The organism is Nitrospirota bacterium, assembly GCA_026387665.1.
Lineage (GTDB): Bacteria > Nitrospirota > Nitrospiria > Nitrospirales > Nitrospiraceae > Palsa-1315.
The window spans coordinates 89,103-111,101 of the sequence record JAPLLG010000009.1 but is presented as its reverse complement, the minus strand read 5'-3'; the positions used below and the strand labels follow the sequence as shown (position 1 = coordinate 111,101).

General features: G+C 59.5%; 21 protein-coding genes. 10 read left to right on the top strand and 11 right to left on the bottom strand.

The window, feature by feature from the left end; all coding sequences use genetic code 11:
- Nucleotides 1-32: 32 nt before the first annotated feature.
- The 4 genes from NT179_09185 (at nucleotide 33) to NT179_09170 (ending at nucleotide 3,625) form a co-directional block, all read left to right on the top strand.
- On the top strand, nucleotides 33-293 hold the full coding sequence (locus NT179_09185; protein MCX5722187.1) for a hypothetical protein: 261 nt from the start codon (nucleotides 33-35) through the stop codon (nucleotides 291-293).
- A gap of 371 nt (nucleotides 294-664) precedes the next feature.
- The gene (locus NT179_09180) at nucleotides 665-1,030 is read left to right on the top strand and encodes a hypothetical protein (protein MCX5722186.1); all 366 of its coding nucleotides are present in this window, start codon (nucleotides 665-667) and stop codon (nucleotides 1,028-1,030) included.
- A gap of 344 nt (nucleotides 1,031-1,374) precedes the next feature.
- A complete protein-coding gene (locus NT179_09175; GenBank protein ID MCX5722185.1) occupies nucleotides 1,375-2,643 on the top strand; it encodes a hypothetical protein in 1,269 nt (422 codons plus the stop codon).
- Between the two features lie 142 nt (nucleotides 2,644-2,785).
- Nucleotides 2,786-3,625, top strand: a complete 840-nt coding sequence (locus tag NT179_09170; GenBank protein MCX5722184.1) for an aldo/keto reductase — start codon at nucleotides 2,786-2,788, stop codon at nucleotides 3,623-3,625.
- Nucleotides 3,626-3,677: 52 nt separating this feature from the next.
- Here the strand turns inward: NT179_09170 and NT179_09165 are convergent, their stop codons facing one another.
- From NT179_09165 to NT179_09145, 5 genes are all read right to left on the bottom strand, one after another.
- On the bottom strand, nucleotides 3,678-5,672 hold the full coding sequence (locus tag NT179_09165; GenBank protein ID MCX5722183.1) for a glycogen debranching enzyme N-terminal domain-containing protein: 1,995 nt from the start codon (nucleotides 5,670-5,672) through the stop codon (nucleotides 3,678-3,680).
- Nucleotides 5,673-5,759: 87 nt separating this feature from the next.
- Entirely contained in the window at nucleotides 5,760-8,453 is a 2,694-nt protein-coding gene (locus tag NT179_09160) for a glucosidase (protein ID MCX5722182.1), read from the bottom strand.
- 243 nt (nucleotides 8,454-8,696) lie between these two features.
- The gene (locus NT179_09155) at nucleotides 8,697-10,427 is read right to left on the bottom strand and encodes an ABC transporter ATP-binding protein (GenBank protein ID MCX5722181.1); all 1,731 of its coding nucleotides are present in this window, start codon (nucleotides 10,425-10,427) and stop codon (nucleotides 8,697-8,699) included.
- Between the two features lie 80 nt (nucleotides 10,428-10,507).
- On the bottom strand, nucleotides 10,508-10,726 hold the full coding sequence (locus NT179_09150; protein MCX5722180.1) for a hypothetical protein: 219 nt from the start codon (nucleotides 10,724-10,726) through the stop codon (nucleotides 10,508-10,510).
- Between the two features lie 29 nt (nucleotides 10,727-10,755).
- Nucleotides 10,756-10,851: an AURKAIP1/COX24 domain-containing protein gene (locus tag NT179_09145; protein MCX5722179.1), complete on the bottom strand. Its 96-nt coding sequence runs from the start codon at nucleotides 10,849-10,851 to the stop codon at nucleotides 10,756-10,758.
- Nucleotides 10,852-11,027: 176 nt separating this feature from the next.
- Between NT179_09145 and NT179_09140 the strand changes: the two genes are divergently transcribed.
- Together NT179_09140 and nadB are read left to right on the top strand one after the other, a co-directional pair.
- Nucleotides 11,028-11,537 carry a hypothetical protein gene (locus NT179_09140; protein MCX5722178.1) on the top strand — a complete coding sequence of 170 codons (510 nt, stop codon included), beginning with the start codon at nucleotides 11,028-11,030 and terminating at the stop codon, nucleotides 11,535-11,537.
- A 3-nt stretch (nucleotides 11,538-11,540) separates the two neighbouring features.
- Nucleotides 11,541-13,184 (top strand): L-aspartate oxidase, encoded by a 1,644-nt coding sequence (nadB, locus tag NT179_09135; protein MCX5722177.1) that lies wholly within the window; start codon nucleotides 11,541-11,543, stop codon nucleotides 13,182-13,184.
- Here the strand turns inward: nadB and NT179_09130 are convergent.
- The 3 genes from NT179_09130 to NT179_09120 all read right to left on the bottom strand — a co-directional run bounded on the left by NT179_09130 (nucleotide 13,120) and on the right by NT179_09120 (nucleotide 16,314).
- On the bottom strand, nucleotides 13,120-13,812 hold the full coding sequence (locus NT179_09130) for a lytic transglycosylase domain-containing protein (protein ID MCX5722176.1): 693 nt from the start codon (nucleotides 13,810-13,812) through the stop codon (nucleotides 13,120-13,122). The genes nadB and NT179_09130 overlap by 65 nt on opposite strands.
- Nucleotides 13,813-13,951: 139 nt before the next feature.
- Entirely contained in the window at nucleotides 13,952-14,827 is an 876-nt protein-coding gene (locus NT179_09125) for an aminotransferase class IV (protein ID MCX5722175.1), read from the bottom strand.
- A 2-nt stretch (nucleotides 14,828-14,829) separates the two neighbouring features.
- Nucleotides 14,830-16,314 carry an anthranilate synthase component I family protein gene (locus NT179_09120; protein ID MCX5722174.1) on the bottom strand — a complete coding sequence of 495 codons (1,485 nt, stop codon included), beginning with the start codon at nucleotides 16,312-16,314 and terminating at the stop codon, nucleotides 14,830-14,832.
- A gap of 179 nt (nucleotides 16,315-16,493) precedes the next feature.
- Between NT179_09120 and NT179_09115 the strand changes: the two genes are divergently transcribed.
- From NT179_09115 to atpF, 4 genes are all read left to right on the top strand, one after another.
- Nucleotides 16,494-16,715 carry an AtpZ/AtpI family protein gene (locus tag NT179_09115; protein MCX5722173.1) on the top strand — a complete coding sequence of 74 codons (222 nt, stop codon included), beginning with the start codon at nucleotides 16,494-16,496 and terminating at the stop codon, nucleotides 16,713-16,715.
- A 29-nt stretch (nucleotides 16,716-16,744) separates the two neighbouring features.
- Nucleotides 16,745-17,494, top strand: coding sequence for a F0F1 ATP synthase subunit A (locus tag NT179_09110; protein ID MCX5722172.1), 750 nt, complete (start codon nucleotides 16,745-16,747; stop codon nucleotides 17,492-17,494).
- Between the two features lie 37 nt (nucleotides 17,495-17,531).
- On the top strand, nucleotides 17,532-17,762 hold the full coding sequence (atpE, locus tag NT179_09105) for an ATP synthase F0 subunit C (GenBank protein ID MCX5722171.1): 231 nt from the start codon (nucleotides 17,532-17,534) through the stop codon (nucleotides 17,760-17,762).
- Nucleotides 17,763-17,908: 146 nt separating this feature from the next.
- A complete protein-coding gene (atpF, locus tag NT179_09100; protein MCX5722170.1) occupies nucleotides 17,909-18,415 on the top strand; it encodes a F0F1 ATP synthase subunit B in 507 nt (168 codons plus the stop codon).
- Between the two features lie 17 nt (nucleotides 18,416-18,432).
- Here the strand turns inward: atpF and larE are convergent, their stop codons facing one another.
- From larE to NT179_09085, 3 genes are read right to left on the bottom strand one after another with little or no spacing between them, the layout of a single operon-like run.
- The gene (gene larE / locus NT179_09095; protein ID MCX5722169.1) at nucleotides 18,433-19,242 is read right to left on the bottom strand and encodes an ATP-dependent sacrificial sulfur transferase LarE; all 810 of its coding nucleotides are present in this window, start codon (nucleotides 19,240-19,242) and stop codon (nucleotides 18,433-18,435) included.
- Between the two features lie 39 nt (nucleotides 19,243-19,281).
- Nucleotides 19,282-20,628 carry a pitrilysin family protein gene (locus NT179_09090; protein MCX5722168.1) on the bottom strand — a complete coding sequence of 449 codons (1,347 nt, stop codon included), beginning with the start codon at nucleotides 20,626-20,628 and terminating at the stop codon, nucleotides 19,282-19,284.
- Between the two features lie 2 nt (nucleotides 20,629-20,630).
- On the bottom strand, nucleotides 20,631-21,992 hold the full coding sequence (locus tag NT179_09085) for a pitrilysin family protein (protein MCX5722167.1): 1,362 nt from the start codon (nucleotides 21,990-21,992) through the stop codon (nucleotides 20,631-20,633).
- Between the last annotated feature and the right edge of the window lie 7 nt (nucleotides 21,993-21,999).

Sequence of the window (21,999 nt, the reverse complement as noted above, 5' to 3'; positions counted from 1 at the left end):
ACAATGGTCTTTATGTATAAGGGGGGCGCGTCATGGCAAATCGATCAGTGAATGTGTTCGGTGTCATCGCCTTGTTGGGGATGATGGTGGGCGGTTGTGCGAGTGAAGCGACGGTAGCATTGATTCCTGCCTCGTCAGCGCCAGTTGCGTCGACGGACCGTAACCGTATTGCTGTCGGATCTGCAGAGGATAGTTGGGCGACTTGCCTGGGGCGTATTCCCAGTGACGCCAGCAAAGGCCAGAGGATGTTGGCGGAAGAAAGCTGCACCCGCGATCAAGCCGCTCGTCGATAAGTCGGTTCCTGGGAGGCGGCTGAAGGGCCGTCTCCCAGGTTTCCTGATCGCTCAGATTCTAACGATACCCTCTCGGCCACCCTGCTTCTCGTGTTCCATTTCGTTCTCATGGCCCCTCCGTAAGCCGCAGTTCCTGATCTTCCTCACGGCGCCGCAAGCTGGCATCCTGGGCCGATTCTCACCCGCTTGACTCTGCTTCAATAGGGAGGGATGCTATTTATATTCAGGAGGTGTGGTGTGAAGCCTGGCTCGGCGGTTTCATCGCCGTTCACGCTTCCGTTATCTCCCTTTTGTTCTTTTCCTGTGCTCTCGTCGGTTCAACGCTTTCGAAGGCGTTATTGTTTTTTCCCTCTCAGCAAGGAGGTTGCATCATGAAGACCTCACTCGTTCTACTCACCGTCTTCACCGTCCTGTTGTTGCCGATCTCTCTCGCCCTGGCCAATCCGACCATGTTGCCGAAGCACCAGGGGTATCCCATGGGCAAGGCCGTTGATCCAATCAGCGGGCAATCGCTCGCGAACGATCCTGGCCAGACCAATGCGACGGGAGAGAATTCGTTGGCCCAGGCAGCGGCGTTTGACGACGTCCACGTGCAACAGAATTTGCCGATCAATCAGAATGACCAGCGGTTGCTGGAGAAGCCTGGTGCGGGGCTGCTGCCCAAAGTTCAGGGGCCGAATATCAAGATCGAGCCGCCTGTGAAGGAAGGAACGAGGGTGAATGCTTCGCCGCAGTGAGGGAGAGCGGTGAAGCGATGAACGGCAGGCCGGATCCTGGATTTTTTGCAGTCCAGGGTCCGGCCACGAAACCGCGACGGATGGTTCTGGTTAACAGGCCGTGGCGAGCGAACTCTGCACGATGAACGCGGAACGCTGAAGTGACAACCGTGTCCTTGTTCATCGCTCACCGTTCATTCAGCGTTTCCTGGCTGGCGGACTTTTCAGCAGCCTGCTGCCGGGATGGACCATTGATCTCTCGTTCTAATCCTCTTACGCTACATGCTTTCTCACGGGTGCAATGGTCATTGCATGTCGGGAGGGGATTTTTTCGCACCTGTCACGTCTGGTTGAAGGAGGCCGAAATGATAATCAACGATCTGGCGAGCAGAGGTCTGTCTCGTTTTGTTCTTGCCATCGCGGCTGGTGCCCTGGTTGGGGTCGGGGTGGGGATCGGCGGCGTGGCTCCAGTCTCCGCCTATGAAGTGTGGCTGACGGATCAATCCGATACGGCGAAAGAAAGCGGCGGCTTCCTCTATATCTATGACGGGGCAGCGCTCGCGGCGAATCCTGCCGCTGCGAAACCGACCGTTACCATTGATCTCTCCGGCGAGATCAACACGTTTTGTGAAGCCGCAACTAAGAAGCCAGTCCGGCGTCCGCACATGCTGTTCTTCAACAAGAACCAGGATCACGCGATCCTCTCCTTCCTGAGCGGCCACGTGCTGTTTATGGATGCCCAGACGCACAAGCCGGAAGCCTGCTTGTCGATGGGGAAGAACGTCCATGCGGCCTGGCCGACGCCTGATCAGAAGATGGCGATTGCGGCGAATATCGCCGAGAAGAAATTCATCCGGATCTGGACCGACTATGCCGCCCATACATTCAGCTTCGATCCCGAGAAGGACGTGGTGAATCTCACCGCGTGGGAGGGTGGGGAGCGTCCGGATACCTCGCCGATTTGTCCGATTACGGAATCGTCCAGCCACTATGCCTTTGTCACGTTGCGCGGCGGCGGATTGTTGGTGGTCGATGTCACCACCACGCCGATGAAGGTCGTGGCCACGCTCGACAACAATCAGATTCATCCCGCCGGCTGCGGCGGTGTTCAGGTCGGAGAGACGATGTATATCAATTCCGGGGGCGGCTGGCCGATCGCGCCGCTTTCGTACGATGTGTATGCACTCGATCTCTCCACCCTGCCGAAGTCGGTCTCGGCCAAGCTGGTGTCTCAACGGGATGATAAATTCGCCGACTCCCACGGGATGGTCGGGGTTGGGCGTTATGTCTGGAGCGCAGATCGTGCCGGGAACAACGTCGAAATCATCGATACGCTCTCGAACCTGAGCGTAGGCTCGATCGAGCTGGTGACGGACTTCAACAAGGATCCAGCTCCTGATCTCCTGGACAGTGCGCCGGACGGTCAGTATATCTTTGTCGGGCTGCGCGGCCCCAACCCCCTCACTGGGAATGACAAGGTGGTGCACAATGCCAAGGGGACGATCCCAGGCGTCGGTGTCATTTACGTGGATGCCGAAGGGAAGGTCGGCCACTATAAAGGGCAGGCCGTCATTACCAATATGAAAGACGAAAAAGAAACGGCTGATACCCACGGGATCGCCGTTCGAAAGTAACATCGTTGGGGGAAAGATCGGGGAGCCGCGGCCTTGTGTGCCGCGGCCCGCTGCGAGGATCGCCTCTTCTTATCCTGGTCAGATAGTCCCTCGACGTTCGCGATACCGCAATAGCTATCCGCAGCCTGTTGGAGAACACTGCATGTCTTTGATCGCCTATAACCATGTGCCGGTTCCTTCGTTCATGTATGGCACAGCATGGAAAAAAGAGGCCACGACGCAACTGGTGCAGATGGCCGTGGCGGCCGGCTTCACGGCCATTGACACGGCCAACCAGCTGATCCATTACCAGGAAGCCTTGGTGGGGGAGGCCTTGCAGGCCCTCGCGCAGCAAGGGGTCCCGCGCGATCGCCTCTTTCTGCAAACCAAGTTTACCTCGACGAATGGCCAGGACCACCGCACCCCCTATGATGCCTCGGCTGATCTCACGACCCAAGTGATCCAGTCGTTCGACAGTTCGTTAGCCCATCTGCACACAGACTATCTCGACTCCTATGTCTTGCATGGGCCCTATCAGAGACAGGGATTGGGGGAGGCGGACCGGGAGGTTTGGGCCGCCATCGAGGGGCTCTACCGGTCGGGGAAGACGAAAATGATCGGCATCAGCAATGTCACAGCGGAGCAACTCACCCAGCTCTGCGCCCAGGCCACGGTGAAACCTATGATGGTGCAAAACCGCTGTTATGCCGCATTGGGATGGGACAAAGAGGTGCGGGAGATCTGCCGGATCCATGGCATCATCTATCAAGGCTTTTCGTTGTTGACCGCGAACCAGGGAATTTTTGCCGAGCCGAGCCTGCGCGCTATCGCCCAACGGCTACGGGCCGGCCTCGCGCAAGTGGTCTTCCTGTTTGCGATGCAGGTGGGGATGCTTCCCTTGACCGGCACCACGAACCAGCAACATATGAAAGAAGATCTCGAAGCCGAACAGCTCACCCTGACCGCTGAAGATTTGCAGGTGATCGAAACGATCGGGCTGTAGTCTGGCCGCTCTGCTGGATTCCTGGCTGGCTTCGTCCCGTTGTGGAGACCAGTCAGGATTTTTTCGATAAGGCAGGCTTGGCACAGGCTGTGACGCCGAGGTCTTCCATCAAGGCGCGTAGCGGTTCTGCAACCGACCAGGCCTGCGCGACGCAGCCTCGTGCCTGGTGCGGCGCGTCCCCGTCAAAAATCTCCGAGACCTGGCCGAGACAGGCTTCATGGAGATGCGTCTCCAGCCCGTTGAGAAAGGACCGCGCCTGTTTGTTCTTCGCCGGGCTGTTGCCGTGGACCTTCCGCCAGGCTGTGATGAACGGCCCCAACAGAAACGGCCAGACGGTCCCTTGATGGTAGGCTCCGTCTCGCTCCAGTACCCCACCTTCGTACCGTGCACGATAGCGGCTGTCTGTCGGCGAAAGGGTCCGTAATCCGACCGGCGTGAGGAGATGTTCCTTCACGACCTGGAGCAGTTGCTGAGCCTGTTTTTTGGTGACGAGGTCGTCGCACAGAGAGATGGCATAGAGTTGGTTCGGGCGAATCGATGCGTCGTTGCCCTCTGGCCCGTCGATCACATCGTAGAGATAGCCTCCCGCTTCGTTCCAGAACTTCGCGCGGAAGGACGAGACGGCCTGCTGCCGATCCTTTCGGCAACGTGTGGCATAGGCCGGTTCGCCGAATGTCGTGGCAAGGCGTTCCCCGATTTCCAAGGCCTTCGCCCAAAGCGCTTGAATCTCGACCGGCTTCCCATGACGCGGCGTGACGATCCAGTCGCCGACTTTGGCATCCATCCAGGTGAGTTGCACTCCTGAGATCCCTCCGGCGATAAGCCCGTCTGTGTCCCGATGAATGTTATAGCGCGTGCCTTGCCGATAGCCGTCGAGGATCTGTTTCATTGCAGGCCAGGCTACGGAGCGCACGCGAGCCTCGTCATGGCTGTACATGAAATACTGTTCCACCGCGTGGACAAACCAGAGCGAGGCATCGATTGTGTTGTATTCCGGTTGCCCCTCTGCGTCGGGGAAGCGGTTCGGGATCATACCGTGCGAGATATGTGCGGCGAAGGATTCGATGATGTGCCAGGCGATTTCCCACCGGTCTGTCACCAGGCAAAGCCCCGGCAGCGAGATGAAGGTGTCTCGTCCCCAATCGGTGAACCAGGGGTAGCCGGCAATGATGGTTTGCTGGCTGTCTCGCGTAGAGAAATAGGCTTCCGCCCCGTACCAGAGTTCGCCCGCCAAGGGATCAGCGGTTGGGGCCGACGCGCGAAGACCGGCTCGTCTCTTCCGCTCCCCCTTGGCCAGGGCCGCGACATCCAGCGAATTGATGGGTTCTGTGGTGAGGACTAAGGTCGCCGCGGCTCCATGGTTGAGCTGGTAGGTGAACTCACCGGGCGACCACCAATCTTCTTCGAAGTCAAGTCCTCGTTGCTGCTCAGCCGGGAACTGCACGGCGCGAAACCACGTCGGGTCATGACGATAGGTTCCGTTCTGGAGCGCCTGCACCGACGGCAACCCGCTGTAGGGCTGCCAGGACACGAGCCCGTCCGTCACAGTGGCGGTGGGAGAGAGGCTGTCGTTCATATGGTGGGTTGCGTGGTAGTCGCGCCCGCTCAGCATCGGTCGCAGGCGCAGCGCAATCGCCTTCTTGGTCTTTTGGGCGATCGTCCATCGGATGACCACCAGGTCGCGGTCACGTACGCAGAAGACCTCTCGTTGCACGACCGTGCCGTCGCAGTCATAGGTCCAGGTGGGCCAGGGGTCTGTCGTGAAGCCGATGCATTGTTGGTACCCTTCCGGGTGAATGGCGTTGGGGTAGAGATTGGTCGAGAGGGGGATCGTGCGGCCGTCCATTTCCAGCCATTCGTCGAGATGATTGACTAAGACGAAGCGTTCGCTTGGCGGTTTCCGTGCCGTGAGGAGCAGCGCATGATATCGCCTGGTATTCGCGCCTGCGACCGTGCCGGACGAGAACCCGCCGCGGCCGTTGGTCTCCAGCCATTCGAGGCTGAGCGCCTGCTCGAAGTTCTGGCATGTGGTTGCGTTAACCTTCATGGTTTCTCGCGTATCAAGAGCTGATGGCTTATGGCCGATGGCAAGAGTTTCTCGCTATACGCTATCAGCCATTTGCCCCAGGCTCCCCTATTCCCCCGACTGCTGGATCAGTTTCGCCACCAACCCCGTCCAGCCCGTTTGGTGACTCGCGCCGAGGCCTGTGCCGTTGTCTCCATGGAAGTATTCGTAGAAGGGGATCGCGTCTCGCCAGAGGGGATCTTTCTGGAACTTGGTGGTGTCGCCGAAAACGGGGCGCCGTCCGGTATGGTCGCGGAGAAAAATGTGGGTGAGCCTCCGTGACAATTCTGCGGCGACTTCGTTCAAGGGGATCGAGCGTCCGGATCCGGTCGGGTATTCAACCTTGTATTCGTCACCCAGGAAGTAATGGAACTTCTGGAGTGATTCGATCAGCAGATAGTTGACGGGGAACCAGATCGGGCCGCGCCAGTTGGAGTTGCCGCCGAAATTTCCCGTGCTCGACTCGGCCGGTTCATAGTCGACTCGATAGTCCGTGCCCAGCGCCGACAGGACGTAGGGGTGCTCCTTGTGGTAGCGCGAGAGGGCGCGAATGCCGTAGGGAGACAGGAATTCATTTTCGTCCAGCATATACCCCAGGACGGATTTCAGCCGGTCGCGGCTCACCAGCGAGAGGAAGCGCCGGACTCCGCCGTCATGGGTTTGGGTTTCCACGTGCGAGCTGAAGTCGGGACGGTTTTCAATGAACCACTGCATTCGGTGTTTGAACCGCGGCAGCTGATCGATGAGCTCGAAATCCAAGGTCTCGACGGCAAAGAGCGGGATCAGCCCGACCAGCGAGCGGACTTTCAAGGGGAAGGTCTCCCCGTTGGGAAGATGGAGCACGTCGTAGAAGAACCCGTCTTCCCGGTTCCAGAGCTCGATCTTTTCACCGCCGATATTGTTCATGGCGCGGCAGATGTAGACGAAGTGCTCGAAGAATTTGCTGGCCACGTCCTCGTAGGCCCGGTTCTCGCGGGCCAGCTCCAGCGCCATCGAGAGCATGTTGAGGCAATACATGCCCATCCAGCTTGTCGCATCCGATTGTTCGATGTGGCCGCCGGTGGGCAACGGCGCGCCGCGGTCGAAGACGCCGATGTTGTCGAGGCCCAGGAATCCGCCCTGGAAAATGTTTTTCCCTTCGGCATCTTTACGGTTTACCCACCAGGTGAAATTCAAGAGCAGCTTTTGGAATACCCGCTCAAGGAAGACCCGGTCTCCCGTCCCTTTGCGCTTCTTTTCGATTTTGTAGACCCGCCAGGCCGCCCAGGCGTGGACCGGAGGGTTGACGTCGCCGAAGGCCCACTCATAGGCCGGGATCTGACCGTTCGGATGCATATACCATTCGCGGAGAATGAGGATCAGTTGTTCTTTGGCGAAGGTCGCGTCGACTAAGGCCAGGGGGATGCAATGAAACGCCAGGTCCCAGGCGGCATACCAGGGATATTCCCACTTGTCCGGCATCGAAATGACGTCGGCATTGTAGAGGTGTGACCAGTCCGCGTTACGGCCGTGGAGTCGTTCGCGCGGCGGTTCCGGCCCCATCGGGTCGCCTTTGAGCCAGCGTGACATGTCGTAGTGGTAGAACTGCTTGCTCCAGAGCAGGCCGGCGAAGGCTTGGCGCTGCACGCGGCGTGCATCGTCTGAGAGATTGCTCGGCGCGAGGCGGTCGTAGAACTCGTTGGCTTCCTGAATCCGTTGCGTGAAGGTTGCATCGAAGGACTTACGCGTGGGGCCCTTGGTGCTTGTGTCGTTCGTCAAGCGAAGGTGGATGGTGTCTGATGCGCCAGGCGCCAAGGTGAAGGTGTAGTGGGCTGCGGCTTTCGAGCCGATTTTGGCTGGATTGACTGCCCCGATGTCTCCCTGCACCACATAGTCGTGAAAGCTGTCTTTCACATACCGGCCTCCCTCTTCGTCGCCATAGAGCCGGCTGGTGTTCGTCTCGTTCTCCGTGAATAGCAGTGTCGGTTGGCGATCGCACCAGAGGCGTCGCTTGCCATAGTACTCGTGTTCCAGCTCGATGACGCTCATGCCCTTGGCTGCGGCTCCTTCCCGCATGCGCGGCCGCCTTGCGTCGAGACCCCAAGACCAGGTGTTGCGAAACCAGAGCGTGGGCAGGAGCGTCAGCTCAGCGGGATCGGGACCACGGTTGACGACCTGGATGCGAATGGAGAGATCTTCCGGGGTGGCCTTGGCATATTCCACGGTGACGTCGAAGTAGCGATCTTCATCGAAGACGCCGGTGTCGATCAGTTCATACTCCGTGTCAGGCCGGCCGCGTCGACGAGTTTCTTCCACGAGCTTCGCGTAGGGAAACTCCGCCTGCGGGTACTTGTAGAGATACTTCATGTAGGAGTGAGTCGGTGTCGAATCGAGATAGAAGTAATAGTCTTTGACGTCTTCGCCGTGGTTCCCTTCGTTGCCCGTGAGGCCGAAGAGCCGTTCCTTCAAAATGGGATCTCGTCCGTTCCAGAGGGCGATGGCGAAGCAGATGTATTGGTGGCGATCGGAGATGCCCGCCAGTCCATCCTCATTCCATCGATAGGCGCGCGAGCGAGCATGGTCGTGGGGAAACGATTCCCAGGCGGTCCCAGTGGCGCTGTAGTCTTCACGGACAGTCCCCCAGGCCCGTTCACTGAGATAGGGCCCCCAGCGTTTCCAATGTTCCTTCCGGCGGGCGTCTTCTTCAAGGCGCTGCTCTTCCGCGGCAAGCGGTGGTGGAGTGGCCGGGTTTTTTGATGGGCCGGTTCGGCGCGAACGTGGCATGGAGCTCCTCAACTTGTCGTACAGGAAAACAGTTGGTGGCGCGGACCTTTTCTTAGAACCCTACCAGGAGACTGCTCAGTCCGCCAGCATAAGTGCACGTTGAGACAGGAGGCGTATCGTGTGGCGGGGGACAGCCAGGTGAACAACGAACGAGATGGCTGGTCGCCTGGATATCTTAGGGACTTTTATTTATCGGTCTGTTTGGGGCGACAACTGAGCTGCGTGGCAGCAAGTCTTCGAGGTTTACGAGGAGAGCTCGGTGAGCCGAAGGGTGTAGAGGTACTGGTAGAGCCCTTTTTTGTCGAGCAGTTCGGCATGGGTGCCGGATTCCACGAGGCACCCTTTGCTGAAGACGAGGATGCGGTCAGCCCGTTGGATGGTCGTCAATCGGTGGGCGATCACAAAGGTTGTGCGGCCCTTCATGAGCTGTTCCAACGCTTCCTGGACGAGTCGCTCCGACTCGCTATCGAGAGCGGACGTGGCTTCATCTAATAACAAGATCCGCGGGTTCTTCACAATGGCCCTGGCGATGGCGATGCGCTGCCGCTGTCCGCCCGACACATTGATTCCTTTTTCTCCCACGACGGTTTGATATTGGTCCGGGAAGCCCATGATGAAATCGTGGGCATGGGCCGCACGGCTTGCTGCGATCACTTCCTCTTCCGTCGCCTCCCTGTTTCCGTAGCGGATATTGTCGAGAATCGTGCCCCCGAACAAGATCGTTTCTTGCGGGACCAGGGCGACCTGCCGATACCAACTGTCCATCGTGACCTGGCGGAGATCCTGGCCGTCGATGGTGATGCGTCCCTCTGTCGGATCGTAGAAGCGATGGAGTAGGTTCATCATGGTCGTTTTCCCCGCGCCGGTGGGGCCGACGATGGCGACCAGTTCGCCAGGCTTGGCTTCGAAGGACACATCCGTCAAGACCGGTTGGCGCGGATCGTAGGCAAAGCCGACGTGTTCCGCCCTGATATGGCCCGAGACGGTGGGCAGTGTCGTGGCCGTGGGGGAGTCGCTCACGTCGGAGGGGGTGTCCAGAATTTCGAACACCCGTTGGGTTGCGCCTTGGGCTTCCTTGATCTGCGTGAACACGCGGGCAGCGGAGCTGAAGGGGCCGATCAGGATGCCGGCAAAGAGGACGAAGGCGAAGAGGTCGCCCGGCGACACGGCTCCGTCGATGACCTGGCGTCCCCCGTACCACAAGACTGCCGCCGCCGAGGAGAAGGTGAGGAGGCTGATGACGGGAATAAACACCGCCATGATGCCGGCCCGTCGCATCGTTAATGTCAGGGTCTGTTCGACTTGCGCGGCAAACCGAGTCTCTTCGCGCTGTGTCTGGACGAAGGACTTCACGATACGGATGCCGGAGATCACTTCTTCGATCAGGGTGCTCAGGGCTGCGGTGTGATCTTGAATCGAGGTCGAGAGGAACTTCAGCCGCCGCCCGAAGAATTTCGCCGCGAGGACGAGCAGGGGGAGCAGGACCAGGATCAAGAGGCAGAGTCGCCAATTCATCGCCAGTAAGAACGCGATCCCCCCGACGAAGGTCACAAGATGTTTGACGCTATCGATTGGCGTTTCGGTGACGACGGACTGGATGACCGTCACATCGTTCATGAGCCGTGAAAGGAGTTCGCCGGTGCGTCGGCGGGCAAAGAAGCTCACCGAGAGCGTATGCAGGTGAGAAAAGAGATGTCGGCGAAAGTCGGCGACGATGCGTTGCGACACCCAGGCCGTCAGATAGCTGTGGCCCATCGAACAGATTCCCTGTAAGGCGACGAGCCCGAGAAAGAGGGTGATTAGCTCCGTCATGCGGGACTGATCGCGCTGCACGGTAATGACGTCCCACAGGATGCCGGCCAACCGCAGCAGGGCCAGGTTGATGGCGGCGACCCCCATGACCAGCAGACCCGCGAGCGTCATGCGGGACAGGTAGGGCTTCAGGAACGGGAGAAATCGTGAGAAAGTGGACATGGTGAGGGGCGATCTTCGGGGCGGCTATGAACAGCGCAACGAGCACAGAAGAGCGTTCAAGAAAGAGTGCCCACCGGCAGCTAGAGCTGCGCGATGGACTCAATCAGGTTCTTGTTGAGCGCAACGAAGTCCGAGCGCTCCTTATCGTTGATCACCACATCGGTGAGGCTGATAAAAAGACGTTGCTCTTCGTTGAGCGCGTCAGACACGCGGTTCCGCATAGCGGGGATGAGGAAGTCGCCTACGTAGACACAGCTCACAGTCCGGACGCGGATGCGAACCTTCTTGCCTTCGGGCACGAACCCCTCCTCCCCGCTTTCGGGTGAGCCTAGCTCTTACGACGTTCGAATTTTTGACGCCGGCGCAACTTCTTATACTTGTGCTTGCGCATTTTCTTACGGCGTTTTTTCAAAACACTGGACATGCGTTCTCTCCTGCGAAGGGGGGAGTGTAGAAGTTTCCATCCCAAATTGCAAGACCATCGGCGGATTAAATTGATGGAGCGTGCGGCTCGACCAAGTCACTGGGAGCCCTGTGGCGCGGCGCGGGCCGGCTCACGGGCCGCTTGACCTGCCTGAGACCCATTCCTATACTGCAGCCATGATGACAACATATAGAATTTCGTGGCTTCCCGTTTTGTGTCTGCTCGGCTCGATGGCGTGGCTCGGCGTCGGCTGTAGCAATAAGACGATTCAATATCCCGAAGATCACGAACGGTACCTCCGTATCGATCAGGCGGTGGAATTGCTTCGCCAGACCTATATGAAGAAGGACGCGGCCGGTCTGGCCTCGCTCATGATGCCGCTCGACCAGCTGGACCGGCTGCAGGAAGAGGCCCGTGGCGACTTCGAAACGTTTAGCGTCATCACGTTGGATTTCTCGATCGAGCGCATTATGGTCGAAGGGGACGACGTCGATGTCTTCGTGCATTGGCAGGGCCTGTGGAAGAAAAATGCGGACGATCCGGGCCTCCGTCAGCGCGGCCATACGCGATTGCAGTGGGTCGGCACCAAGGCAATTTTATTACGAGGGATGCAGGGCGACTCTCCTTTCGGCATGAAAGCCCGGCAGATCACGACTCCCCCTTCACCGTCCCCGAAGAAGAAGTAACCCATGGCCACTCGTCGATCCCGTGTGCCGCTGCAGGCCGATTTCCTGGTCATCGGGAGCGGTGTCGCCGGTCTCCGCGCGGCGTTGGAGCTGAGCCGCTCCGGCCGTGTCATGGTGCTGACGAAGGGACATCCGCTTCAGAGTAGTTCGATCCATGCGCAGGGCGGGGTGGCGGTGGCGATGAGTGAAGAAGACGATGTGGCCATTCATTTGACCGACACGATCAAAGCGGGGCATGGGCTCTGCCGGAAAGAGGCGGTGCGGGTGCTGGTCGAAGAAGGGCCCGAGCGGATTCAGGAGTTGATCGGGTGGGGGGCCAAGTTCGACAAGATCGGCGGCAAGTTCGCGTTTGCCAGGGAGGCGGCCCATAGCCGGAGCCGCATTCTGCGCGCACGGGGCGATGCGACGGGGAACGAGATGGTGCGCGTCTTGATTGCCGAAGTGAATCGGCAGAAGCAGATTCAGCGGTTGGATCATCACTTTACCGTGGATCTCGTCGTCGAGAACGGGCGGTGTTGCGGGGCTGCGGTGCTGGATGAAGCGTCCGGCCGCCAGTTTGTGTTGCCGGCTCGCGCGATCGTGCTGACGACTGGCGGCGCCGGCCAGATCTACGCGCGGACGACGAATCCCCCGAATGCCACCGGTGACGGGATGGCCATGGCGCTGCGTGCGGGGGCGGTGCTGCAAGATATGGAGTTCGTACAGTTCCATCCCACGGCGTTATATCTGCCGTCGAGTCCGCCGTTCCTGTTGTCGGAAGCGATGCGCGGCGAAGGAGCGCAGCTGCGCAACAATAAGGGCGCGTTATTCATGCAGCGCTACCATCCGATGGGGGCGTTGGCGCCGAGAGACATCGTGTCGCGGGCGATCCTGGCGGAGATGGCGGCCACGAAAGCGCGTCACGTCTATCTTGACGTGACCCACTTGGGTGCGGAGTTCGTGAAGCGGCGGTTCCCGACGATTTATGCGACCTGCTTGCGCTACGACATCGATATCACCGAGGAGTGGATCCCGGTGTCTCCGAGCGCGCATTACATGATGGGTGGAGTCTGGACCGACTTGAACGGCGCGACGACGGTTCCGGGGCTCTTCGCCGCCGGAGAGGTGGCCTGCAGCGGAGTGCATGGCGCGAACCGTCTGGCGAGCAATTCCTTGCTCGAAGGATTAGTGTTTGGCGCGCGCGCGGCGGCGGCAGCTGTGGTGTTTGCCGAGGGGCAGGAGATCCCCAAGCTGACGGCGCAAGACGCGGCGCTCCGGGCTGGCCCATTCGGCATATTAGAAGATGAGGAAAAGTTGCGCAGCTCGCTCCGGCGCACGATGTGGGGCCAGGTCGGCGTCATTCGTTCGGGCGAGTCGCTCGTTCGGGCCTGCGCGCAACTCTCCCGCTGGGCGCAACTCGTGGCCCAGCCGTTTGCAACCAGAGCGGCGCTGGAAGTGAAGAACATGGTGCAGGTGGCGCAATGCGTCGCGGAAGCGGCGCTCTGGCGGGAGAATAGCGTCGGGGCCCATTACCGGTCGGACTTTCCGGAGGCCAAGCGGGCTGGCTGGCAGCAACACAGCCGCCTCTCGAGTGGGGACGTGGTTAGCGGGAAAGCCGTCCGGAAATCGCGGGGGGCGTTGTTGTCTCTGCGGGGCCGCGTCGGGTGACCGGGCGTGTCAGGATCACGCCATCGCGGACCAGGCCCGCGCGGTAATATTGGAGCACTTTCCGGACATATTGTCTGGTTTCATTGTACGGAGGGAGCGCCTGATAGCGTTCGACCGCGTTTTCTCCCGCATTGTAGGCCGCCAGGGCCAACGGTAAATTTCCATGGAACCGGTCCAGCAGCTGACGTAGATACTTCGTGCCTCCCCCCACATTATCATCCGGGTCATACATGTCCCGCACTTCGAGGCGGAGCGCCGTCTGCGGCATCAACTGCATCAGGCCGATCGCGCCTGCGCGAGAGATGGCCAAGGGATCGAAATTCGACTCAGCCTTGATGACGGCTCGGACCAATGCGGGGTGGAGCCGGTGTTGCGATGAATAGCGGCGAATGACCGGTTCAAGGTCTCGCTCGGACATGGAGGCATGACGCAATCGAGCTGCCGTATCGATCCTTCGATAGCGGGGGTCGACCGGGACATTGGTCAGGGCAATGGAGCCGTCGCGCGCGACATACTGATAAATCTCCGCCCTAGTCGCCGGCGCGGAGAGGGTCAGTGAGCCGATCCCTGCGAGTACTGCTGTGGCGAGCTTCAGGGCTGCCTGTCGTTTGATGGAAGTCATGCTCATAGCAAAGGTGTCCTGTCTGGTTGCAACGATACCAGCCTGCCAATGGCTGTCAAGCAACTACAGAGGTGCAGCTCCTATGCCGGGGGGCTCAGTGAGAATAGTGAGGAAAAGCAACAGGGTCTATGAATGGGTGTGGCTGCTAGGGTTCTAAAAAGCGCGCCCGGTTGGCCATAAATTGCCCATGGAGCTGTTGGGTGAGGGGGCCTGGCGTCCCCTTCCCCACCGGATGGCCGTCCACTCTGGTGGCTGGCATCACTTCCATCGTCGTATTGGTGAGAAAACATTCGTCCGCTTGGTAGAGCGATTCCACGCCGAAATGGCCCTCGTCGACCGGAATCTTCGCGTCCCGCGCAAGGCCGAGCAGCAGGTCGCGGGTGATCCCGTCCAATAGGCCGCAGGCCAGGGCCGGGGTACAGAGCCTGCCGGCCCGGACGAAAAATATATTGCTCACAGTGCATTCGGTCAGCTGCGATTCCCAATTGAGCAGGATGCTGTCGAAGGCTCCTGCCGCGATCGCTTCTCTCTTGGCCAGGATATTGTTCAAGAAGTTGGTGGCCTTAATCTGGGGCGAGAGGGCGCTGGGCAGGTTCCGTCTTGTCTTGGCGACGATCAGGCTCACGCCGGTCTTGTATTGTTCCGGTGGGGGAGGCTGCAGCGGTTTGGTCATGATGACGACGGTGGGGGTCGGGCAGAGGGCCGGATCCAGGCCGATGTCGCCAGGCCCCCGTGAGATGGTGATGCGAAGGTAGGCGTCGCTGTGGCCTTGTCCAACCTCGTTCTTCGTCATGGCCTCGTGGAGGAGTGCCGGCCATTGCTGTTCGGGAATGGGAATGGTCAGGCCGATCGCCTCCGCAGACCGGCGAAGCCTGGCGAGGTGTTGATTCCGCATGAAGATCCGGCTCCCGTAGGAGCGAATCGTTTCATAGACCCCATCGCCATAGAGGAAGCCATGGTCGAAGACGGAGACGACGGCCTGTTCTTCCGGCACAAATCGATCGTTCAGGTAAATCCACATGGTTAGTTCCGTTGCAAGGCGCTGACGAAGGCCTGGGCCTTCTGAATCGTTTCCTCATATTCCTTGGCCGGGTCTGAGTCGGCGACAATTCCGGCGCCGACCTGCAGGTAGCCCTTCCCCTGACACCATACCAAAGTTCGAATGATGATATTGAGATCGAGATCGCCGTTCCAGCCGATGTAGCCGAATGATCCGGTATAGGGGCCGCGGCGCACCGGCTCCAGTTCTTCGATAATCTCCATGCAGCGGATTTTGGGCACGCCGGTGATGGTGCCTCCGGGAAACAATGATCGAATCAGATCGAAGGGTGTGGCCTCTGGCCGCAAGGTCCCGCTGACATTGGAGACGATGTGGCTGACGTGGGAATATTGCTCGATGGCCATGAATTCATCGACCTGCACGCTGCCGAATTGGCAGACGCGGCCCAGGTCGTTGCGTTCGAGATCGACGAGCATCAAGTGTTCTGCCCGCTCTTTTTCATTCGCGAGTAATTCGCTGATGAGCCGTTGATCGTCACGATCATCGTGCCCGCGCGGTCTGGTGCCGGCGATCGGGCGCGTGTCCGCCTGCCGGTTGTGGAGACGGACCAGCCGTTCGGGCGAGGAGCTGATCAAGGTGACGTCGTCGAAGTGCAGGAGCCCTGAGAAGGGGGAGGGGTTGACGGCTTGCAGCCGTCGATAGAGCTCCTGTTCGTAGGCTTGTCGATCCCTACTGTCGTGGTACGTGTCGGGAGGCTGCAGGGTGAAGCGGTGCGACAGGTTGGCCTGATAGATGTCTCCCGCCGCAATGTAGTCCTGACAGCGCCGGACTCGATCGAGATAGGCTTCGCGCGTTTGGTCCGGATGAAAGGCCATCTGATCGAGAGCGGGGAGTTCAGCGAGAGGAGTGGGCTGCCCGCTCAGCTTGGCTTCCCATTCTGTCAATCGGTCTAAGCCCTCGCGATAGAGGGCTTCTCTGGGCTCTCCGGAAAACCGTTCCATGGGAGGGCAGAAGATAATCTGCAATAAGTCCTGCCGATGATCGACTGCGGCGATGAGGTCATAGAGACCGAACTGCAAATGGGGGATCGGCAGATCGTCTTTGGCCATAACTGGAAGCGTTTCAAAGTCGCGCACGAGGTCGTAGCTGAAGTAGCCGATGGCCCCGCCAAAAAAATGGGGCAGGCCCGGTGCGGGCTCGATCTGGGGGCCGTCAAACAGCCGCTGGAGGCTGCCGAAGGGATCGTTCGACGAATGGACCTGTCCGTCGCTGGTCCAGAGGGAGGCCTGGCCTTGGCGTCCGGTTAGCACCGCGAAGGGGCTGCTCCCCAGAAAAGAATAGTGGTTCCCTCCGTCCGTTCCCTTCCCGCTGTCGAGGAGGAAGGACGGCTGAGAGGGAGCGGCAATCAATCGATAGAGGTCGAAGGGGGTTCTCCCGCGGTTGTCCATCGTGAGGACCAAGGGCTGCGGAGGACCAGTGAGGAATGATGGTTGGGAAAAACGAGTCATGGGTGACGATCGATTGCTGGACAAATCCCGCGCCACCCACTATACCCGACTGTCTCCGCTCTGTCACAACAGAGGTCAGCTTGACAAATTTAGGATGATTCTGCTTGAATTGCGCGCCCGCAATCGGCAGAGTCCTTGCGTGACGGACTGCGGCACGCACTCTCCTCCGTGGGTACAACATGCCCCCTTCACAAGATCCATTGTACGCGGGGCTCGGCCAAGCGGTCCGGATCGGAACCGATCTGCTCGCGTCGCTGATTGTTGGGGGCGGTTTGGGCTGGGTGTGTGATACATATCTCTTCGGCTCCACTCCCTGGGGAATGGTTGTGGGCTTGGTGTTAGGCGTCGTAGCCGGGATCAGGAATGCGTACCGGTCGGCGCAACGGTGGCCGAAGACCTAACGATTTTCAAGAGAAAGTACGAACGTATCATGGAAGAAAGTCCGCTGCATCCGTTCGAGCTGCACAATTGGATCCCGATCTCGCTGGGCGGATTGGATATTTCCATCAATAAAGCCGTGGTCATCATGTGGATGGTCGTCGCCCTGGTGGCGGTGCTCATGGTGATGGCGGGGTCGGCGCGCAAGCTGGTGCCAGGCAAGTTGCAGAGCATGGCGGAGATGATGGTGGACTTCATCCGCGGCATCATCATGGATACGATGGGCAAGGAGGGGATGCGATTCTTCCCCCTCATCGCTACGCTGTTCCTGTTCATCCTCTTCTGTAATCTGATCGGGTTGATCCCCGGCAGCTATACGGTGACGAGTCAGATCGTCGTGACCGCCGTGTTCGCCTGCTTGGTGTATGGGCTGAGCCTGGTCATGGGATTTCTGTTGCATGGGGTGAAGTTCCTGGGCATCCTCGTGCCACCCGGCACGCCGGCCTGGTTGCTGCCCTTGATGATCCCGATCGAGTTGATCAGCCAATTGGCACGGCCGATTTCGTTGGCCGTCCGGTTGTTTGCGAATATGACGGCCGGCCATGTGATTCTCGGGGTCCTGTTCGGCTTGGCCATTAGCGGCGGATTGTTGATCGGATGGTTGCCCTTTGCGTTCACGATCGCCATGAACGGATTGGAAGTTGGTATCGCATTCATTCAAGCGTATATTTTTACCGTGTTGACTTGCGTCTATTTGGGAGACGCATTCCACTTACACGGCCACGATGAGCACGCGCACTAGCGCGTGTGAGTTTCAGACAAGGGAGGAGTAGGACACAATGGATTCAGCAGCAGCAGCATTGTTGGGTATGGGGTTGGCGGCGGCAGGGTTTGCCGGAGCCGGTGTGGGTATCGGGTACATCTTCGGGAAGATGATCGAAGCGGTGGCGCGTCAGCCGGAAGCGGAAGCCCGCGTTGGAAAATATATGTGGATCGGGTTCGCGCTGGTGGAAGCCATCGCTTTGTACGGTCTGGTCATTGCCTTCATCATCATGGGTCTCCGCAAATAGAATGCTGAAAACGGCTTCCAGCTTCGTTCTCGAGCGCTCGAACCCCTCAACGTACTGTGACAGTACGCCTCGGGGTTCTCACGCTCTGCGGCCTTGCTGGAAAGCCATTTTGAGCATTCTTTAAATAAAAAGAAGAGAACTACATCATGCCGCAGTTTGAATCTCACTTTTTTTCTTCCCTGATTTTCTGGGAAGTCCTGTCGTTCGGGATTCTTTTCTTCGTGCTCTACAAGTTTGCCTTCCCGGGCATCTTGGGCGTGTTGGAAGAGCGGGAGAAGAAAATCAAGGACAGCCTTGATCAAGCCGAGCGTCATCGGTCAGAGGCCGAGCGGAAACTCAAGGAGTACGAGGCCAAGCTGAATGCCGCGGCGAAAGAAGCGGAAGGCATTTTGGCGGCCGCGAAAGAGCGGGCGCAGCGGCTCATGGAAGAAAATGAGCAGCGGCTGACGACTGAGGCCGATCGGATCAAGGGCGATGCGACGCGCGAAATCGATCATGAGCGCCGCAAGGCGATTCAGGACATTCGCGCCCAGACGACGGAGTTGGCGTTGATGGTCGCGGAGAAGGTGGTGCAGCGCAGTTTGACTGACGCGGACCACAAGAAGTTCGCAGACGAGGCGCTCGAGGCCCTGTCGAAATCCTACCAGCGATAATGTTTCGATCGGGCGGGTCAGCCTAGGCTGGTCCCGCCCGGTCTGTACCCTTCCAAATCCACACAGACAAAACGGAATCCCACTTTGCGGAGGCTGGCACTGATGTGCGCGCGCAGCTCCGGCTGATTCAGCCGAGCAAACTCCTCCGTTCCAACCTCGATTCGCGCGATCTCTCCATGCTCCCGCACCCGCACCTGGCGCAATCCCTCAGCCTGGAGGATCGCTTCGGCTTGCTCCACGCGCCGGAGATTGTCGATTGTGATCGGGATGCCGCGAGGAATTCTGGACGAGAGGCAGGCGGCTGCCGGCTTATCCCAATTGGAGAGTCCCAGGGTCCGGGCGAGCGCCCGCACATCGGCTTTCGACAGTGCGGCTTCGACCAGCGGGCTTCGCACGTTCCACTCGCGCGCGGCGGTGATGCCGGGCCGGTCGTCCCCCAGATCGTCGAGATTTGTCCCGTCCACAATCCATCGGCTTGCGCGAGGTTCGCGCAGCCCGTCCAGCAATTGATAGAGATCCGTTTTGCAATGGAAGCAGCGGGCCGCGTCGTTCTGCACGAAGGCCGGGATGTCGAGTTGATCGGTCTGGACCAGTTCATGGCGCGCGCCGATCTCTGCTGCCACCTGCTTTGCGCCGTCGAGTTCGATCGTGGGAAAGGTCGGCGAGACTGCGGTGATGCCCAGCGCTCGCGCGCCGAGCTGCTCATGGGCGACTTTCAAGACGACGGTACTGTCGATCCCGCCGGAGAAGGCGACCAGGACGGACTGCATGTCCGAGATCACCTGGCGGAGCCGGTCGAGTTTGCCTTGGAGGGGTTCGGTCATCATGAATGCCTGACCTCGGGGGTCGCGTTGAGACAACGTGGGCTAGCGCTTCACTTTCGCTTTGGCGAGGTTGCCCACCACCACGAGCGCGTAACGCTGAGGGTCCAGGTACTGTTTGGCGACGCGCTGGACATCTTCCTTCGTAACCCGGTCGATCCATTTCGGATATTGCGTAAAGTATTCGAACCCCAGGCCATAGAACTCCACCTGGGCGAGCACCTGGGCGAGCTTCGCGGTGGAATCGAATCGCAGCGGGAAGCTGCCAACTAAGAATGATTTGGCCTCGGCCAGTTCCTGATCTGATACAGGCTGGTCGCGGATGGATTTGATCTCGGCCAGGACGCCGGCGATGGCTTGGTTCGTCGTTTCCGTCTTGGTTTGGAGGTTGACCCAGAACGAGCCTGGCATCAGCCTGGCGTCGAAATGGCTCATGATGCCGTAGGCCAGTCCCTGCTTGTCGCGAATCGAATCCATCAAGCGGGAAGAAAATCCCCCGGCCCCCAGGATGTAGTTCATTACCGTGACCGAATAAAAATCAGGATGCGCGCGCGAGAGGCCCCCATGGCCAATCACGATGGTGGATTGAGTGAGGTCTTTCTCGATGAGCTGGACCGTTTTCCGCTCGACCGGCAGGGGCTTTTTTTGGCTCCGCGCCGTCGAAGCAATTTTCTTCCAGCTGCCAAAATGGGCCTGGACCAGAGCTGCGGCCTGGTCGAGCGTGACGTCGCCGACGATGGTCAGGATGACGTGGGAAGGAGAGTATTCCCGCCCGTAGAAGGTTTGCACATCGGCCAGGGAGATCTTGCTGATCGTCTCCTCCGTGCCATTGACGGGCCAGCGGTAGGGGTGTCCGTGGAAGACGAGCTGATTGAACGCCTTCATGGCGATATGGCCCGGGTCGTCGTTATCGCTGGCCATCTCGCCCAGGAGTTGGGTGCGAATCCGGTCGAATTCCTGTTTGTGAAACGCGGGGCGCTGCAGCATGTCTGCGAGCAGGGTGAATCCGAGATCGACGTCCTTCTTGAGCACGCGGATGGAGGCGGTGGTGAAATCCTCCGAGGCTTTGGCCTCCAAGGTTCCGCCGATGAAGTCGATTTGCTCCGCGAGCTGTTTGGAGGTGCGGGTCGTCGTCCCTTCGTCCAGGAGGCTGGCGACGAGGTTCGCGAGTCCTGCCTTCTCGGGAGGATCTTGCGCCGAGCCAGCTTTGATCAGCGCGTGGATTTCCACAATGGGGAGGAAATGTTGCTCCAGGACGAGGACGGTGATGCCGTTTGCGGTCGTGAATTTCGTCGGGGCGATCTCCGCCGCCAAAGCGGGGCCGGCTGCCCAGAGGAGGGCGCAGCATCCCATCACAAGGGTCAGGATCGTTCGTCGTCTTGCCGTCGGCATGGTTAGGGCCTTCCCTGTTGCGCGGCGCTGAAGGGCGCGTCCGGTTGTTTCGGCGGCACGGGAATCAAGGTGCCGACGGTCCGGTTGTCTTCCGTCAAGTATTGGCGCGCGACACGCTGGATGTCCTTGGCTGTGACTGCTCTGATCCGTTCGACGAACTGGTCGATCTTCCGCCAGCCGGCGCTGACGGATTCGGCCTGTCCGAGCAACATGGCGCGCCGGAAGTTGGAGTCCTGTTCGAAGACATGGGAGGCTTCGACCTGGTTCTTCGCCCGTTGGAGCTCGAGTTCCGTCGGCGGGTCGGCCTGGAGCCGTTTGATCTCCCGGTTGAGGGCCTCCTCGACCAGCTCAGGTTTCTGGTTGGGGCTCACGAGGGCATAGAAGTAGAACAGGCCAGGATCTGTCTGCAGCAAGCTGTATTCTGCCCCGACGGCCAGCGCCGATTTTTGCTCATACACGAGGCTTTGATAGAGGCGCGAGCTTTTCCCGTGCGACAGAATCGAATCCAGAATGTCGAGCGCGTAGGAGTCTTCGCTCGTAAAGTTCGGCACGCGGTAGCCCATCATGACGAACGCGACTTGCGCATCGCGCTTGAGGAGGAAACGGCGTTCGCCTTTCTGCTCCGGCTCCATCGTGGCGATCGGCTTGGGCTCCGGTCCTCGCGGAATCGGTTCGAACAGCTGTTTGATCGCGGGGAGCAGGCTGTCGGCTTTGATGTCGCCCACCACGATGAGGGTCGCATTATTGGGCGAATAATAGGTGTCGTAATGCCGCTGCAAGTCGTCCAGGGTCATCGCATCCAGGTCGTTGAACCAGCCGATCACCGGCCAATGGTAGGGATGGCTGAGATAGGCCTGGGCGAAGAGAGCTTCCACGAGCGCGCCTTGCGGGTCGTCCTCCGTGCGCAGGCGTCGTTCTTCCTTCACGACCTCTCGCTCCGTCGTCAGCTCCTTCATGTCGAGGATGAGCCCCTGCATCCGATCGGCTTCCATTTCCAGGGCCAGCTCGACGCGGTCTGCCGCGAGATTTTCGAAGTAGGCGGTGAAGTCCTGGCTCGTGAAGGCGTTGTCGATTCCGCCGTTCTTGCGAATGAGGCGGGAGAAGGTGCCCTTGGGATATTTCACAGTGCCCTTGAACATCATATGTTCCAGCATGTGGGAGAGGCCTGCCCGGCCCATGACTTCGTTGCGCGAGCCGACTTTGTACCAGACTTGGACGGTGGCCACCGGCGCTTTGGGCACTTCGACCAACAGGACTTTCATTCCGTTGGACAGGATGAATTCACGGGTTTCTGTGGCCGCGGCGGGCGAGGCGAAGGCGAAGAGGAGACTGCTTGCGGCAATCAAAAGAAATAGTGGCATCATATGTCGG

Coding starts and splice junctions, on each gene's coding strand:
- NT179_09185 (MCX5722187.1), top strand. CDS start 33: ATGGCAAATCGATCAGTGAATGTGTTCGGTGTCATCGCCTTGTTGGGG.
- NT179_09180 (MCX5722186.1), top strand. CDS start 665: ATGAAGACCTCACTCGTTCTACTCACCGTCTTCACCGTCCTGTTGTTG.
- NT179_09175 (MCX5722185.1), top strand. CDS start 1,375: ATGATAATCAACGATCTGGCGAGCAGAGGTCTGTCTCGTTTTGTTCTT.
- NT179_09170 (MCX5722184.1), top strand. CDS start 2,786: ATGTCTTTGATCGCCTATAACCATGTGCCGGTTCCTTCGTTCATGTAT.
- NT179_09165 (MCX5722183.1), bottom strand. CDS start 5,672: ATGAAGGTTAACGCAACCACATGCCAGAACTTCGAGCAGGCGCTCAGC.
- NT179_09160 (MCX5722182.1), bottom strand. CDS start 8,453: ATGCCACGTTCGCGCCGAACCGGCCCATCAAAAAACCCGGCCACTCCA.
- NT179_09155 (MCX5722181.1), bottom strand. CDS start 10,427: ATGTCCACTTTCTCACGATTTCTCCCGTTCCTGAAGCCCTACCTGTCC.
- NT179_09145 (MCX5722179.1), bottom strand. CDS start 10,851: ATGTCCAGTGTTTTGAAAAAACGCCGTAAGAAAATGCGCAAGCACAAG.
- NT179_09140 (MCX5722178.1), top strand. CDS start 11,028: ATGATGACAACATATAGAATTTCGTGGCTTCCCGTTTTGTGTCTGCTC.
- nadB (MCX5722177.1), top strand. CDS start 11,541: ATGGCCACTCGTCGATCCCGTGTGCCGCTGCAGGCCGATTTCCTGGTC.
- NT179_09130 (MCX5722176.1), bottom strand. CDS start 13,812: ATGAGCATGACTTCCATCAAACGACAGGCAGCCCTGAAGCTCGCCACA.
- NT179_09125 (MCX5722175.1), bottom strand. CDS start 14,827: ATGTGGATTTACCTGAACGATCGATTTGTGCCGGAAGAACAGGCCGTC.
- NT179_09120 (MCX5722174.1), bottom strand. CDS start 16,314: ATGACTCGTTTTTCCCAACCATCATTCCTCACTGGTCCTCCGCAGCCC.
- NT179_09115 (MCX5722173.1), top strand. CDS start 16,494: ATGCCCCCTTCACAAGATCCATTGTACGCGGGGCTCGGCCAAGCGGTC.
- NT179_09110 (MCX5722172.1), top strand. CDS start 16,745: ATGGAAGAAAGTCCGCTGCATCCGTTCGAGCTGCACAATTGGATCCCG.
- atpE (MCX5722171.1), top strand. CDS start 17,532: ATGGATTCAGCAGCAGCAGCATTGTTGGGTATGGGGTTGGCGGCGGCA.
- atpF (MCX5722170.1), top strand. CDS start 17,909: ATGCCGCAGTTTGAATCTCACTTTTTTTCTTCCCTGATTTTCTGGGAA.
- larE (MCX5722169.1), bottom strand. CDS start 19,242: ATGATGACCGAACCCCTCCAAGGCAAACTCGACCGGCTCCGCCAGGTG.
- NT179_09090 (MCX5722168.1), bottom strand. CDS start 20,628: ATGCCGACGGCAAGACGACGAACGATCCTGACCCTTGTGATGGGATGC.
- NT179_09085 (MCX5722167.1), bottom strand. CDS start 21,992: ATGATGCCACTATTTCTTTTGATTGCCGCAAGCAGTCTCCTCTTCGCC.